The sequence below is a fragment of the Tenericutes bacterium MZ-XQ genome (assembly GCA_002838205.1).
Taxonomy (GTDB): domain Bacteria; phylum Bacillota_I; class Bacilli_A; order Acholeplasmatales; family Acholeplasmataceae; genus Mariniplasma.
Map to the genome: position 1 here is coordinate 236,020 of CP017950.1, position 15,130 is coordinate 251,149.

The window sequence follows — 15,130 nt, forward strand, 5'->3', positions numbered from 1 at the left end:
TAAAAAGATACACTATTATATAAAATTATAATAAATTATTCACAAATATAATAAAATATGGTAAAATGTATGTATATAAGACGATAGGAGAAATTTTATGCTAGTAATAAAAAATATGTCAAAAAGTTATGACGGAATTAAGAAGGCTTGTAGTGACATCAGCTTGAATATTGAATCAGGCGATATTTATGGTTTTGTCGGTCACAACGGTGCAGGTAAAACCACCTTATTAAAGTCAATTGCAGGTATTATCGATTTTGATGAAGGTGTTATAGAGGTTGATCACAAATCTGTTAAGTCTGATGCCTTAGAAGTAAAAAAAATGATTGCATACATTCCCGATAATCCGGATGTATATGAATCTTTAACAGGTATTCAATATTTGGAGTTTATTGCTGATGTCTTTGCAGTAAGTCAGAATAGAAGAAAAGAACTGATTGAAAAATATGCAAACATGTTCGAAATACAAAATGTTTTGCAAAACCCGATTCAATCATATTCTCATGGGATGAAGCAAAAAATTGTTTTAATCAGTGCTTTAATACATGAACCAAAGTTAATGTTATTAGACGAACCATTTGTTGGTCTTGATCCGAAGGCGAGTTTCTTATTAAAAGAAGTGTTCAAAGATTTGGTTAACCAAGGTTCTGCCATTTTTTTCTCAACTCACGTGCTTGAAGTCGTTGAGAAACTATGTAACAAAGTAGCAATCATTAAACAAGGTAAAATTGTTGCTAATGGTTTAACAGGTGAAATTATATCTGATCAATCGCTTGAAAATATCTTTATGGAGATTGCAAAAGAATCATGAAACTGTCAGGATTAATTAGATTACAACTAAAAAATAATTTTTCATTCAAGCGATTTTTTGGATTTGATGTAAAGAAGAATAAGGCTAAAACCATTTTAATGGTAGTTGCAATTCTTTATGCATTAGTTGCTTTACTCGGAACATTTGGATATATGTTCTTTGATTTTGGTAAAGTATTAAAAGAAATGAATCAAGTACATTTATTGCTAAATTTTGCTGCAATATATGGCTTAGGTTTCACTATGTTTACAGTTTTACTTAGAGCTAGTGGATATCTTTTCTATTATAAGGATTATGAAATATTAGCACCATTACCTATTCATTCAAGAAAATTATTTATTTCTAAGTTGATGGTTTTACTCATTATGATTTATGTTATGATTTTCTTGATTACAGTTCCTATGATGTTTTCATATTTTTATTGGAATGGATTCTCTATTATTGGATTACTAATTTATATCATAGGTTTCTTTATGTTACCTTTGGTACCCTTTATGATCGTGTCTATGTTGTCATTAGGTATTTCTTTATTGACTTCAAAGATGCGCTATAGCAAAATCATTAACATTATTTTGATGATTGGTATTCTTGTTGGATTCTTATTTTTATCTTTTTCGATGAACAATACGACTGTAAATCCTTTAACTGGGCAAATTGATTTATTTACAGATATCACAACTTACTATTTACCATTTAAATGGTTTAATCAAGCAGTAGATCAGACTTCATTTTTAAGTCTAATATATCTTGTTGGTTCTCATCTCGTTTTATTTGGTATTTATGTTTTCTTTATTGAGAAGTTAGCTTCTTATACAAATAAAAGAGGCATCAGAACTCAAATTAAATATAAGCAAAAAACGCTTAAGTACCAAGAAAAACCAGTTGTTCAATCACTTGTGGAAAAAGAGTTCAAGAAGTTTTTTGATAGTACTTTATACGCCTTAAATTCAGGGATAGGCATGGTTTTATTAATTATAATGTCTGTTGCAAGTTTATTTTTTAAAGCAGATATCCAAGCAATTTTATCCCAAGAAATTGGGTTTAGTATGGATCTTGAAATGATGATACTAGTTATCTTTGGATTCACAATTGGTATGACATATACACCGGCTATTAGCTTATCCCTAGAAGGAAAACAACTTTGGATATTAAAGAGCTTGCCAATCAAACCGTCAACAATTGTTTTTTCTAAGATATTATTCAATTTGGTTTTAATCGTTCCGATTGCATATGTTAGTTTAGTCATGATAGGTATTTCATTATCTATAGGTTTAGTGAGTGTACTTATCTTATTGTTACTCATTTTAGTGTTTGCTATACTAGTATCATGCATGGATGCAGTAATTAACTTGTATTTCCCGAAGTTTGATTATAACAATGAGGTAGAAGTGATTAAGCAAAGTGTAGCAGCTCTATTCGGTATTTTTGGAGCATTTGCATTACTAGTGACCCTTGGGTTTGTGTACTATTTCATGAGTAGTCATGTATCTCTAGAAGTCAATATGTTGATTTTAGTTGCTATATCTGGGCTTTTATGTATACCATTTGTATGGATCATTAAAGAAAAATCAGACAAAATATTTATTAAATTTTAACTTATCGTGTAACATGATATAATTAGTACTAAGACTTAGAGAAAGAGGATATGATATGAAGTTTGCTGACTATAAATACGAAAGACCAGACTTAGAAAAAGTTAAGATTGATTTAGAAAACGAGATCAAAAAAATTGGATCTGGTAAATCTTATGAAGAAGAGAAAGAAGCTATCAAGAATGTTTTTGAAGTTAATGATAGAGTTGGGACACTTGCAACGTTGGTTTCAATAAGAAATAGTTTAAACGCAAAGGATGATTTTTATGAAAAAGAAAAAGAGTTCTTTGATGAGAATGGACCGCTGTTGCAACAGTATGAGTATGAGTTTAATCTTAAATTATTACATTCAGAACATCGAGATAAACACGAAAAAGATCTTGGAAGTTTAATCTTTAAACGTGCTGAACTTGCTCAAAAAACATTTAAACCAGAAATAATTCCCGACATGCAAAAAGAGAACAAATTATCGACTGAGTACGGGAAAATAGTTGCTTCGGCAGAAATTAAGTTTAAAGATGGTATCTATAACTTAAGCCAAATGGCGCCATTTATTCAAGATAAAGATAGAGAAACTAGACATCAAGCTCAGTTAGCTGTATCAAAATTTTTTGAGGAAAATGAATCAGAAATCGATCGCATTTATGATGAAATGGTTAAAGTAAGAACTGAAATTGCCAAAAAACTTGGGTATGATAATTTCGTACAACTTGGATATGATAGATTTGGTCGTACAGATTATGACTACAAAGACGTTAAAGCATATAGAGATCAAATATATGAAGACATAGTACCAATTGTTTGTGAGCTCACAGAAAGAAAAGCAAAAAGGTTAGGGATAGATAAACCTAAATCATACGATTTAGCACTCTCATTCTTATCTGGAAACCCAACACCTAAGGGTGGAAGAGACTGGCTTTTAGATAGAGCAAAGACAATGTATCATGAAATGAGCAAAGAAACTGATGAATTCTTTACATTCATGCTAGAACATGATCTACTAGATCTGGATAGTAAAGCTGGAAAACATGGCGGGGGATATTGTACATATATTCCGAACTATAGATCACCATTTATTTTTGCAAACTTCAATGGAACAGCACACGATGTGGATGTATTAACACACGAAGCAGGACACGCTTTCCAAGTGTACTCAAGTAGAGATTTATTACCTGAATATAGATGGCCAACGATGGAAGCAGCTGAGATCCACTCTATGAGTATGGAGTTTTTAGCTTGGCCTTGGATAGATAAATTCTTTTTAGAAGACACTGAAAAATATAAGTTTAATCACTTAGCTGGAGCTTTAACATTCTTACCTTATGGCGTATTGGTCGATGAGTTCCAACACGGTATTTATGAACATCCAGAAATGACCCCTAATGAAAGAAAAGCATTGTGGCGAAAACTAGAAAAGAAATATACCCCATTTAAGGATTATGATGATGATCATTTTATGGATAAAGGAACATTCTGGTTTAGACAGTCTCATATATTTGAAGCACCTTTCTATTATATCGATTATACACTTGCTCAAGTATGTGCATTCCAGTATTGGGTGATGAGTAGAGAAAACCAAGAAACGGCTTTAGAAAGCTATTTAAAACTATGTAAGCTTGGCGGATCAAAGAGTTTCGTTGAACTTATTGAATCAGCAGAATTGGATAATCCATTTAAAAAAGGAACAGTTAAAAAAATTGCTGAACCAATTAAAGCCTACTTAGATCAAATCGATGATATGAAACTATAATGATGAAATATAAAGTTCTACAGTTACTTGTGTTATTTGGCTTAATAGCAACACTTTTATCACCAATGTTTAATATAGATGATATTCAAATTACTGGATTTGAAGCTATGATCAATAGTGAGATCATGCTATTTGGTAACATCATTATGATTGTCATTGTAATCACATCAGTGCTTCATTTAACTTATATGATTTATCAAATGTTTCCTAAGGCAAAAAACTTAGATGAGATTGCAAACGGCATTGTAAGTGTAGGTTTACTCTTTGGCTTACTGATGATCACGTTTTTAGGATTGATGTCGAATGTGATTGCTTGGTTATGCGTTTTACTGATGGTGCTTTCTGCACTCATCAGATATAAATTTTTATTAAAATCATAGATTTAAAATTATAAATGCTTATGTGATGATACATAAGCATTTTTCTATATGTTATAATAGTTTTGGCGATGGAGGTTTATGATGAAAATATGTGTTATAGGTGCAGGAGCAAGTGGATTACTAGCAGCCATTTCAGCTAAAGAACAGGGAGCTGATGTTTTTATACTTGAGAGAAATACGAAAATCGGAAGAAAAATACTAGCGACTGGAAATGGTAGATGTAACTTTACAAATGTTGATGCTACCCATAATCACTATAATCACCCGAGTTTTGTTAAACCCATATTTGAACAGTTTGGACCAGATAAAACAATAAACTTTTTTGAAGGATTAGGTATCGAACCTAAGATCGAAGATCAAGGCAAAACATATCCTTTATCTGAGCAAGCTTCAAGTATTGTTGATGTACTAGAGTATGAACTTGACAGATTATCAATTAAGGTTTTTTATGAGTCATTTGTTGATAAGGTTTCTTTCAAAAATCAAAAATTTCATATAAAGACAAATCATCAAACATTCATCTCTGATCGAGTCATTCTAGCAACCGGTGGAAAAGCACTACCAAAAAGTGGGAGTGATGGTCATGGATACGATATTGCTAAAAACTTAGGGCATAAAATCACACCTATATTTCCAGCTCTTGTAAAACTTAAATTGGATTATCCATATTTAAAACAAATGGATGGTGTTAAGATAAAAGCTAGTGCAGAGTTAATGCATAAAGGTGTAAGTATACATTATGAATATGGTGATGTTTTATTTACAAAATATGGGATTTCAGGACCGACTATTTTACAAATATCTAGAAAAGCAAACGAGTTACTAATTGAAAAAGAAGAAATTTATATCAAAGTGACATTAATCGATCATTTAGAAATAAAGGACCTTATTGAAAGGTTTAAGAAGTTAAGAGATAAACCCATAGAAATGGCACTGATTGGACTTGTGCATAAAAAATTGATTCATCCATTGCTGAAAGAAGCGGGTATTCATAAATTTCTTGAAGTAGTTCATCAAATAGAGAGAAAAAGTTTAATGAGGCTCATTCATTTATTATTGGATTGGAGATTCTTAATTGTTGGAAGTAAAGATTATGATGATGCTCAAGTCACAGCAGGTGGTATAGATATTGTTGACATAGATTCAATGACATTAGAATCTAAGATACAGCGTGGATTGTATATCACAGGTGAAGTATTAGATATTGATGCATTATGTGGGGGCTATAACTTACAATGGGCATGGTCAAGTGGATATGTAGCAGGAAAGTATGCAGCTAAAAAAATATAGAATAAATAAAGACCATCACTCTCAAAAAAGTGATGGTCTTTTAGTTTGCTTTCAAATATGATTTGACATGGTCAGCAACCATCATGCCATCATATACAGCTTTTGCAATTTGAAGTTTTCCACCAATGACATCACCGATAGCAAATAATCCAGGAACATTGGTTTGATACTTTTGATCTACAACAAGACTATTTTTTTCAACAACAACGCCTAATTTAGTAGCAAAATCAATTGAACTCGGAGCGCCAACAGCAATAAAGGCACCTTGTATATCATGGGTTTTCCCGTCTTCTGTTTCAATGCCTTCGAGTCTATCAACACCTAAAAACTTAGTAATTTTTGAATGAACAATAGGAAAGTCAACGTCTTCCTTCAGTTCATTTGCATCGGTAAATACAGTGATATTCTGATTAATCTCTTTTAAGACTTCTAGTTCATGTAGCATATAAGGTCCACATCCAATAACACCAATTCGTTTTCTTCTAAAGAAATAACCATCACATGCAGCACATAGACTAATCCCTTTACCCTTTAGCTTATTAAAACCAGGTATAGATAGAGTCATACGCTTTTTACCTGTAGCAAGAATAACAACTTTTGATTGCAATCTATGGTTAACGGATTTCACTTTAAAATGATTATCTATTTGATCCAGTGCAATGACTGAATCATGGATAATCTCTATATCAAGACCTTTTGCTTGATTAATACCTTCTTTAATCAAGTCTTCACCTAAAATAGGTTTTGCAAATCCATAATAGTTTTCCACTTTTTCTGGATAGTCACTTAATGCACCATAGTCTTTACCAATAACAACAGGATTTAGACCTGCTCTTTTTAAATAAATCGCAGCTGAAATACCAGCCGGTCCCATACCGATTATAATGACATCTTTCATAGGCCTAGTAATTTTAGTAGTGATTGTTTCGATTGAACACCGATCACTTGCTCTTTAATCTCTCCATTAACGAATACAACAATAGTTGGTATACTCATGATTTCGTATTCATCGGCAATTTCATACTCTTCATCGACTTCTAGTTTACAAATCTTTGCTTTACCTTCGACTTCCTTACTTAGTTCATCTAATATTGGAGCAACTCTTAAACAAGGGCTGCACCATTTTGCCCAAAAATCAACAAGTACAGGAACATCACTTTCAAGAACTTCCTTTTTAAAATCTTTAGTTTTTAATTGTTTTACCATAGCATGTCACCTCTAATTTCTCATATCCATTATAAAGAAAATGTATAAAAAACAAAAGACTTTTACTTAATAAAGTAAAGCCATAATTTTTTATTAATCTATTTTATAGAAAAAAAACATTCTAACTTCGATGTTTATCTTTATAAAGTTTATGCTGCATGGTATAATATATTAGAATGAAATGTAGGTGAAAATATGATTAAAGTAAAAGATTTAAGCTTTTCATACAATGGTCATGACGAAGCTTTAAAAGACGTTACTTTTGATATAGAAAAAGGTAGCTGGATTTCCATACTAGGACACAATGGTTCTGGGAAATCTACTTTGTCTAAGTTGATGGTTGGATTACTAACGCCATCTAAAGGATATATCGAAATTGATGGCTTATTATTAAATGATGATAATCTATTTGATATAAGAAAAAAAATAGGTATTGTTTTTCAAAATCCAGATAATCAATTTGTCGGTGTCACTGTCAAACATGACATCGCTTTTGGTCTAGAAAATCAACAAATACCTCATGAAGAAATGAAAAAGAAAATTGATTATTATGCAAATCTTGTAGGTATGCAAGACTTTTTAAACAAAGAACCACATCAACTTTCTGGTGGGCAAAAACAACGAGTTGCAATAGCCGGAGCATTAGCGATGGAACAGGATGTACTCATTCTAGATGAAGCGACTTCCATGCTAGATCCAGAAGGTACTTTAGAAATTATTAACTTAATTAAAAAGCTTAATAAAACTTATCATAAAACGATCATCACAATTACACATGATTTATCGTTCGCCACTCAAAGCGATGAGCTCATCGTCTTAAAAGGTGGAGAAATGATTTTAAAAGGGACACCAAAAGAAGTTTTTAAAGAAGAGGACATATTAAAATCTTCTCATTTAGAGCTTCCATTTGAGTTAGGCATTTATAATGAAGCACTTAAAGATAAGAAAATTAGTAAAAAGGTTGTGGACGCATTATGGGCATTCAATTCAAAGATGTAAGCTTTATGTACCAAGGCATCAAAGAAAATTATGATGCGTTAAGCCATATCAATTTAAATATCGAAGAGGATGGAGAGTTTATAGCAATCATTGGACACACAGGCAGTGGTAAATCTACACTCGTTCAACATATGAATGCATTATTGCTTCCAACAAGTGGAAAAGTTAATGTCTTAGGGCAAGAGCTTCCTCCTCATAAAAAAGAAAAAATCAATCATTTAAGACAAAAAGTAGGTCTTGTTTTTCAATTTCCTGAGTATCAATTATTTGAAGAAACTATACTAAAAGATATAATGTTTGGACCAAAGAATTTTAAATCGACTGAAGAAGAAGCTTTAGAAAAAGCAAAGAAAGCAGCAACCATTGTAGGTATAGATCCAGAACTTTATGAACAATCACCTTTTAGAATCAGTGGTGGTCAAATGCGAAGAGTTGCAGTAGCTGGTATTTTAGCAATGGAACCAAAAATTCTCGTATTAGATGAACCAACTCGAGGGTTAGATCCAAAAGGTCGTAAAGATTTGATGAAAATCTTTAAAGATTTACATGAAATTGAGCATAAATCAATAATTCTTATTTCCCATGATATGGATGTTGTTTCTGAATATGCCAAAAGAGTTATAGTTATGGATCAAGGGAAGATTGTCTTTGATGGAAAAAAAGAAGATTTATTTGAACATCCAGATTTTGATACATTCCATTTAGAGTTACCAACATCCTTGAAAATATTGAAGCATTTAGAAAAAGAAATTGGATTGCCATATCAACCAAAATATGATTTTAAGAGCCTTCTTTCATATTTGAAGGAGGTAAACTATGAATAATATTACAATAGGTCAATATATTTCAGGTGACTCTTGGTTACATAAACTGGATCCAAGAATAAAATTGTTTAGTTTAATCATTTTATTAGTAGCTACTTTTTTAGTTCCAGTATCAGCAAAATTAATTCCAATTTTATCAATGACAGGTATGTTAGTACTTATCATAATACTAACAATTTCCACAAAGATACCACTTAGAAAAGTATTAAATGGACTTAAACCAATTGTATTCTTATTAACATTCACATTTGTGATCCAACTATTTTACGTAAAGAGTGGAAATCTTGTTATAGATCCCATTGAGATGCATATTTCAATTTCTAGTATAGGTGCTATTCTCTTATTTATAGTATTTTATAATATAACAAAAAAACATATCAAGTTTAGAATACTATATTTCTTTTTTGCAGTATTTGTTATATTTTTACTTCAAGCAATACTACCTTATGGTATAAGTACATCTTATACCTTAGAAATATACGATGACGGATTGAGAAGAGCTGGATTTATCTTTTTAAGAATCACTAATGTCATCATATTAACTTCATTACTAACCTTTACAACAATGACAACTGATTTAAACTACGGCATAGAAGCTTTATTAAAACCGTTAAAAATTGTAAAAGTTCCAGTAGATATGATTGCGATGATGTTATCATTAACACTAAGATACATCCCAACACTCTTGATTGAGACTGAAAAGATTATGAAAGCTCAAGCATCAAGAGGTGTTGATTTTAAAGAAAGTACTTTTAAAGAAAAAATCAGTCAAGTCATTTCATTGTTAATCCCGGTATTTGTCATTTCCTTTAAACGCTCAGAAGATTTAGGAAACGCTATGGAAGTTAGAGGATATGTAATTGGTCAAAAACGAACAAGAATTGATGAATATATCATATCTTTAAGAGATATTTTAACAATAATTATATCAATAATGATTTTAGGTGCAATTATTTATACGAGAGTGATGTAAATGAGATATAAAGCAGTTGTAAGTTATGATGGCACAAGATACCACGGGTTTCAAAGCCAAAAAAACGCACTAGGCATCCAACAAGTGATTGAAAAATCATTTAGACTCATGACACAAACAGAAATCAAGATCCATAGTGCAGGAAGAACAGATAAAGGCGTTCATGCGATAGCCCAAGTATTTCATTTTGATAGCGATTTAAATATTGATACGGATAGTTGGTTAAGAATCAATGATCGCCTACCTTTAGATATACGAGTGAAGTCAGTTGTTAAAGTCAATGAAGATTTTCACGCTAGACATAGCTCTGTATCTAAAAAGTATAAATATATAATCGCTAAAGAGCCAAGTTCAGTTTTTGATGCAAATTACGAAGTTTATATAAGAAACCTAGATATTGAACCTATTAAAAAAGCAATTCCATATTTTTTAGGTACACATGATTATCGTGGGTTTTGCCAACTCGTAAAAGGCAAACCAACCGTAAAGACAATATATAGTATTGACTTAAAGGAAACTAAGAAACACTATATTTTTACATTTCACGGCAACAGTTTTCTAAAATACATGGTGAGATCAATGATGGGTACACTCATTCAAATTGGACTTCATCGAAAAAAGCCAGAAATCATTAAAGAAATCTTAGAGACAAAAGACCGACATTTAGCTGGTAAAACAGCTGAATCTAGAGGATTATATTTACTTAAAATATATTACAAATAAAAGGAGACATATCATGTTTATCACATTTGAAGGTGGAGAAGGCACCGGAAAAACGACACTCATTGAAACTATATATGAACAACTAAAAGCAACACATCATGTGATTAAAACGAGAGAACCAGGCGGTAGCATGATTGCAGAAGCCATTAGGGACATCATCTTAAATCCTAAATATGAAGGTGTTACGCCATATACAGAAGCGCTTCTTTTAGCTGCATCAAGAGCACAACATCTTGATGAAGTTATCCTTCCTTCTTTAAAAAAAGGCGCTATCGTTTTATGTGATAGATATATTGATAGTTCTTTGGCATATCAAGGATATGCAAGAAATCTAGGGTTTGATTTTGTTTTAAGCATTAACAGATATGCAACCTTAAATATGCCTGATTTAACTTTTTATATCGATTTAGATCCTGAAATTGGTATGAGTCGAATCGAAGGAAGATCAAAGTTTGATCGATTGGATCAAGAATCCAAAAATTTCCATTTAGAAGTAAGAAAAGGATATTTAGAAGTTTTAGACAAATATCCAAATCGAATGATAAAAATAGATGGTAATCAGACAGTTGAAGAAATATCAGCTGAAATTATAAGAATCATAAAGGAAAAATTATGAAACGTGCTTTACACTTTTTTGAACAAGCTATCAAAAAGAATAGACTTTCTCACTTGTATTTGATTAGTGGTCCAAGTGGAAGCGGTAAAGTTAAACTTGCAGATGAAGTGAGTTATTTGATTTTGAACCAAAACAAACCAGAGAATAAACATTTAAGAAATCAAATCAAACAACATCAACACTCAAATGTCATGTTTATCGAACCAGATGGATTGACACTCAAAAAAGATCAAATATTAGATTTACAACAAGAATTTTCAAAAACTGCTTTGGTTAAAGGACCAAGAATTTATGTGATTAATCATGTGGAGAAGATGAGTCAAAGTGCTGCAAACTCGTTACTGAAATTCATGGAAGAACCACAAAATCGTGAAGTCTATGGATTTTTGCTAACAGATAATCTTCAAGATGTCATCCAAACAATTAAATCTAGAAGTCAGATGTTACATTTAAAAGAAGTTGATGAGAATACTTTAAAAGAAACTTTAATTGAAGAAGGGCTAGAAGAGGATGTTGCGACACTAGCACCATATTTAACAAAAGATTTCGAGAAAGCCTTATTGTTAGCTGAAGATCCCAATTTTATCGCAATGGTAGAATTCATTGAAGAAATTGTAAAAAATTGGAATAATCGAAATATATCTTTTCCAGTGTTTATCCACAAAAAGGCTGGATTGATCTTACAAGATCGGGATGTTTTTCAAAATTTTTTAGAATTGCTATTATTATATTTTGTTGATTTAATCCATTATCGAGCAAATCAACCAATTACATATCTTTATTTAAAAGAATATATTCAAAAGCAAAGTGATCAAATGAAGGTCAATGAAATTAATGAGCTCATTGATGCAATTCAAACTATCATTAAAAAACAAACTTATTTCATCAATACTGAGTTAGCACTGGATGAATTAAGTTACATACTAGAAAAAAAGAGGTAACGACATGAATGTTGCTTTAGTACAGTTTAAAGAAGCAGGAAAAAAATACTTCTTTTCATATGAGAACTTAACGATTAATCAAGAAGATCTTGTTGTTGTTGAAACATCAAGAGGTGTTGAAATCGGTAAAGTATACATGTTAAAAGAAATTGAAGCATCTGAACTTACAAGTGAATTAAAACCGATTTTAAGAGTCGCAACCGAAGGCGATATCAAAGAAGAAGATTATAATCAATCACTAGAACCAGGTGTTCTAGAAACTGCAAAAAAATTAGCAGTTAAAAATGAGTTGGAAATTAAAGTTCTTGGTGCGGAATACACGTTGGACCGTAAAAGACTACTTATATATTTTGAGTCAGAAAGTCGTGTAGATTTTAGAGGATTAGTTAAGGATTTAAGCGAAGTGTATCATACACGTATCGAACTTAGACAAATAGGTCCTAGAGATGCTGCAAAGATGATTGGTGGTATTGGACCTTGTGGACTTATCCTTTGTTGTACAACTTTTATTGGAGAGTTTGATACTGTTTCTATCAAGATGGCTAAGAATCAAAATTTAGCATTGAATCCACAGAAAATCTCTGGTGTATGTGGCAAGCTTTTATGTTGTATAAAATATGAAGATGATGCATATACAGAACTTAAAGCTAAATTACCTGATTATCATGACAAGGTTGAAACAGAAAAAGGGCTGGCACTTGTGATAGACGTAAATATTTTAGGACAAAAAGTTAAGGTAAGATACCAACAAGAAGATATTGTTGAATGGTTATCTTTAGATCAGTTTAAAAGGGTATAACATTGAAAAGAGCATTAATCGGATCAAAGCTTGTAGTTGATCAAGATAGAGGACATGCGTTTAATTTGGATACCGTGTTATTAGCCGATTTTGTAAAGTTGACATATCGAATAAAGCATGTCATTGATGTGGGAACTGGTAATGGAACTATCGCCTTATATCTATCGGAAAAAACGAAAGCTAAAATAACCGCTATTGAAATCCAAGAGTCTCGATATCATAAAGCAGTTAAAAATGTTCAATTAAATCGATTAGAAAAGCAAATCGATGTTGTCCACCAAGATTACTTGCAAACAAAGTATCAATATGTTGATGCTATCATCTGCAATCCACCTTTTTTCAAACTTAATGAAAAGTCGATTGTTAATGAAGATGAATCTATTATGATCGCAAGACATGAAATCACACTTGATTTAGAAAATCTAATTAGAAAAGTTAGTGAACAACTTAAATTTGGCGGCAAATTTTTCATGATTCATCGCCCTGATCGCTTATCAGAAATCTACGAGTATACCCGAAAATATCAACTAGAAATTAAACGAATGAAATTTGTTCATCCATATATCGATAAAACTGCAAACCATGTACTTGTCGAATGTGTAAAACAAGGTGGAAGAGATATGACTTTAGAACCACCGCTCATCTTATATAAAGATAAGCATCTCATGACTGAACAAGCAAAAAAAATATTAGGAGGCGATTTTAATGTTACTTAGTTTATTAACAAGAAAAGAAAAACTCAAATTTTTAGATTTAGTGATGCATATGGTATCCGTTGATGGAGAACCTACTGCAATCGAGCAAAGACTTTTAAATATTATGCTAGCTGAAGTTGGAGATGGCATTGTTAAAGAGTATACTTTCACATTAAGTAAGGATTTAGATGAGACGATTGATTATTTTAGAGAAGCTAGTCCTTCAGTCAAGAATATTGTCTATTTAAATTTGCTTAAAGTTACAATGATTGATGATTTTTATAATACTGCAGAGCATTTTTTCTTAGAAGACATTAGAAAAGAATTTGGCATCACTGATTTTAAGAAAAAACAACTCATGCGACTCGTTTATAACGAACGTGATTTAAGAGAACGTGCGAAAAGAGTTGTCTCACATTGATTCAGCGCAGTTTTCAAGATGAGAAACCAACTTTGTTCGTCGTTTCTACGCCAATAGGAAATTTAAAAGATATCACTTATCGTGCTGTAGAAGTGTTAAATCAAGTCGATTTGATTTTGTGTGAAGACACAAGAACATCCAAAACTTTATTAAACACGTATGATATCCATAAACCTTTAATAAGTTTTCATGATCATAATAAAGCAGATAAATCCTCAGATATTATTTCTTATTTAGAGGATGGTAAAAACTTAGCTATCATTAGTGATGCAGGGACTCCTGGCATTAATGATCCTGGATATGAACTTATAAGTGAAGTCATAGAAAAAGGATTTTACGTGGTTTCTATACCTGGTGCTAGTGCAATATTAGCTGCATTAGTCGTTTCAGGATGTCTTATCCAACCATTCACATTTATTGGGTTTTTACCTAGAAAGCAATCGCATAAAAAAGAAGTCATTGAAAGTTATTTCACAAGGACTGAAACACTTGTTATCTATGAATCTCCTTTAAGAGTAAAAAAAACTTTAGAAGATTTATATCAAGTATTAGGGGATAGAAAACTTGTGTTAGCAAGAGAACTTACAAAAATGTTTGAAACAATTACAAGAACCACTTTAAAGGCATCATTATCTTTAGATATAGACACAAGAGGTGAGTATGTGCTTATTGTTGATGGCTCAAAAGAGAGTTATGATGATTCACTTTCAATTAAAGATCATGTATTGCAAGTTTTAAAAGAGGGTTATGAAGAAAAAGAAGCCATGAAATTGGTTGCTAAAAAAAGAAGAATCACAAAAAGTGATGTTTATAAAGCATACAAAATTAATGGATAAATAACTTGCATTTTTAGTTATTTATAATATAATATAATGGTAATAGGCTATGAGAAAAAGAGTAATATCTATTTTAGAGGTGTAGAGAGTTCGTGGTTGGTGAAAACGAATCCTAAAAGATATGAACATGGTTTTCGAGCTTTTAAGTCGATATGTAGGCTTAAACGTATCTCTGCGATAAAGAGTTGAGGGCTAGATTTTAGATCTAGAACTAAGGTGGTACCGCGATTATGTCGTCCTTAGAGTTTTCTTTGGGCGCTTTTTATTTGCATAA

Annotated in this window: 17 protein-coding genes; 15 read left to right on the forward strand and 2 right to left on the reverse strand. The window is 31.6% G+C overall.

All coding sequences use genetic code 11. The features are described from left to right. Positions 1-97: 97 nt before the first annotated feature. The 5 genes from BK011_01245 (at position 98) to BK011_01265 (ending at position 5,823) form a co-directional block, all read left to right on the forward strand. The gene (locus BK011_01245; protein AUD64366.1) at positions 98-811 is read left to right on the forward strand and encodes an ABC transporter; all 714 of its coding nucleotides are present in this window, start codon (positions 98-100) and stop codon (positions 809-811) included. Beyond that, positions 808-2,406 (forward strand): hypothetical protein, encoded by a 1,599-nt coding sequence (locus BK011_01250; GenBank protein ID AUD64367.1) that lies wholly within the window; start codon positions 808-810, stop codon positions 2,404-2,406. Before BK011_01245 ends, BK011_01250 begins: the two co-directional genes overlap by 4 nt. A gap of 55 nt (positions 2,407-2,461) precedes the next feature. After that, positions 2,462-4,153 (forward strand): oligoendopeptidase F, encoded by a 1,692-nt coding sequence (locus BK011_01255; protein ID AUD64368.1) that lies wholly within the window; start codon positions 2,462-2,464, stop codon positions 4,151-4,153. Beyond that, positions 4,153-4,533: a hypothetical protein gene (locus BK011_01260; GenBank protein AUD64369.1), complete on the forward strand. Its 381-nt coding sequence runs from the start codon at positions 4,153-4,155 to the stop codon at positions 4,531-4,533. Before BK011_01255 ends, BK011_01260 begins: the two co-directional genes overlap by 1 nt. Positions 4,534-4,611: 78 nt before the next feature. Beyond that, positions 4,612-5,823, forward strand: a complete 1,212-nt coding sequence (locus tag BK011_01265; GenBank protein ID AUD64370.1) for a hypothetical protein — start codon at positions 4,612-4,614, stop codon at positions 5,821-5,823. Between the two features lie 40 nt (positions 5,824-5,863). On the opposite strand, the gene BK011_01270 is transcribed toward BK011_01265, so the two are convergent. Both BK011_01270 and BK011_01275 read right to left on the reverse strand, forming a co-directional pair. Continuing rightward, positions 5,864-6,721 (reverse strand): hypothetical protein, encoded by an 858-nt coding sequence (locus BK011_01270; protein ID AUD64371.1) that lies wholly within the window; start codon positions 6,719-6,721, stop codon positions 5,864-5,866. Continuing rightward, positions 6,718-7,029: a thioredoxin gene (locus BK011_01275; protein ID AUD64372.1), complete on the reverse strand. Its 312-nt coding sequence runs from the start codon at positions 7,027-7,029 to the stop codon at positions 6,718-6,720. Before BK011_01275 ends, BK011_01270 begins: the two co-directional genes overlap by 4 nt. A gap of 195 nt (positions 7,030-7,224) precedes the next feature. On the opposite strand from BK011_01275, the gene BK011_01280 reads away from it, so the two are divergent. From BK011_01280 to BK011_01325, 10 genes are read left to right on the forward strand one after another with little or no spacing between them, the layout of a single operon-like run. Continuing rightward, on the forward strand, positions 7,225-8,028 hold the full coding sequence (locus tag BK011_01280; protein ID AUD64373.1) for an energy-coupling factor transporter ATPase: 804 nt from the start codon (positions 7,225-7,227) through the stop codon (positions 8,026-8,028). After that, positions 8,004-8,852, forward strand: a complete 849-nt coding sequence (locus BK011_01285) for an energy-coupling factor transporter ATPase (protein AUD64374.1) — start codon at positions 8,004-8,006, stop codon at positions 8,850-8,852. Before BK011_01280 ends, BK011_01285 begins: the two co-directional genes overlap by 25 nt. Next, entirely contained in the window at positions 8,845-9,825 is a 981-nt protein-coding gene (locus BK011_01290) for a hypothetical protein (protein AUD64375.1), read from the forward strand. Before BK011_01285 ends, BK011_01290 begins: the two co-directional genes overlap by 8 nt. Next, the gene (locus BK011_01295) at positions 9,826-10,548 is read left to right on the forward strand and encodes a tRNA pseudouridine(38-40) synthase TruA (GenBank protein AUD64376.1); all 723 of its coding nucleotides are present in this window, start codon (positions 9,826-9,828) and stop codon (positions 10,546-10,548) included. Between the two features lie 13 nt (positions 10,549-10,561). After that, positions 10,562-11,164, forward strand: a complete 603-nt coding sequence (locus BK011_01300) for a dTMP kinase (GenBank protein AUD64377.1) — start codon at positions 10,562-10,564, stop codon at positions 11,162-11,164. Next, the gene (locus tag BK011_01305; protein AUD64378.1) at positions 11,161-12,105 is read left to right on the forward strand and encodes a hypothetical protein; all 945 of its coding nucleotides are present in this window, start codon (positions 11,161-11,163) and stop codon (positions 12,103-12,105) included. The genes BK011_01300 and BK011_01305 overlap by 4 nt, the downstream gene beginning before the upstream one ends. A gap of 4 nt (positions 12,106-12,109) precedes the next feature. Continuing rightward, entirely contained in the window at positions 12,110-12,904 is a 795-nt protein-coding gene (locus tag BK011_01310) for a hypothetical protein (GenBank protein ID AUD64379.1), read from the forward strand. Then, complete coding sequence (locus tag BK011_01315; protein AUD64380.1) at positions 12,901-13,620, forward strand: hypothetical protein; 720 nt, start codon at positions 12,901-12,903, stop codon at positions 13,618-13,620. Before BK011_01310 ends, BK011_01315 begins: the two co-directional genes overlap by 4 nt. After that, entirely contained in the window at positions 13,610-14,020 is a 411-nt protein-coding gene (locus tag BK011_01320; GenBank protein ID AUD64381.1) for a hypothetical protein, read from the forward strand. The genes BK011_01315 and BK011_01320 overlap by 11 nt, the downstream gene beginning before the upstream one ends. After that, positions 14,017-14,856: a 16S rRNA (cytidine(1402)-2'-O)-methyltransferase gene (locus BK011_01325; GenBank protein AUD64382.1), complete on the forward strand. Its 840-nt coding sequence runs from the start codon at positions 14,017-14,019 to the stop codon at positions 14,854-14,856. The genes BK011_01320 and BK011_01325 overlap by 4 nt, the downstream gene beginning before the upstream one ends. Positions 14,857-15,130: the final 274 nt, after the last annotated feature.

Coding starts and splice junctions, on each gene's coding strand:
- BK011_01245 (AUD64366.1), top strand. CDS start 98: ATGCTAGTAATAAAAAATATGTCAAAAAGTTATGACGGAATTAAGAAG.
- BK011_01250 (AUD64367.1), top strand. CDS start 808: ATGAAACTGTCAGGATTAATTAGATTACAACTAAAAAATAATTTTTCA.
- BK011_01255 (AUD64368.1), top strand. CDS start 2,462: ATGAAGTTTGCTGACTATAAATACGAAAGACCAGACTTAGAAAAAGTT.
- BK011_01260 (AUD64369.1), top strand. CDS start 4,153: ATGATGAAATATAAAGTTCTACAGTTACTTGTGTTATTTGGCTTAATA.
- BK011_01265 (AUD64370.1), top strand. CDS start 4,612: ATGATGAAAATATGTGTTATAGGTGCAGGAGCAAGTGGATTACTAGCA.
- BK011_01270 (AUD64371.1), bottom strand. CDS start 6,721: ATGAAAGATGTCATTATAATCGGTATGGGACCGGCTGGTATTTCAGCT.
- BK011_01275 (AUD64372.1), bottom strand. CDS start 7,029: ATGGTAAAACAATTAAAAACTAAAGATTTTAAAAAGGAAGTTCTTGAA.
- BK011_01280 (AUD64373.1), top strand. CDS start 7,225: ATGATTAAAGTAAAAGATTTAAGCTTTTCATACAATGGTCATGACGAA.
- BK011_01285 (AUD64374.1), top strand. CDS start 8,004: ATGGGCATTCAATTCAAAGATGTAAGCTTTATGTACCAAGGCATCAAA.
- BK011_01290 (AUD64375.1), top strand. CDS start 8,845: ATGAATAATATTACAATAGGTCAATATATTTCAGGTGACTCTTGGTTA.
- BK011_01295 (AUD64376.1), top strand. CDS start 9,826: ATGAGATATAAAGCAGTTGTAAGTTATGATGGCACAAGATACCACGGG.
- BK011_01300 (AUD64377.1), top strand. CDS start 10,562: ATGTTTATCACATTTGAAGGTGGAGAAGGCACCGGAAAAACGACACTC.
- BK011_01305 (AUD64378.1), top strand. CDS start 11,161: ATGAAACGTGCTTTACACTTTTTTGAACAAGCTATCAAAAAGAATAGA.
- BK011_01310 (AUD64379.1), top strand. CDS start 12,110: ATGAATGTTGCTTTAGTACAGTTTAAAGAAGCAGGAAAAAAATACTTC.
- BK011_01320 (AUD64381.1), top strand. CDS start 13,610: ATGTTACTTAGTTTATTAACAAGAAAAGAAAAACTCAAATTTTTAGAT.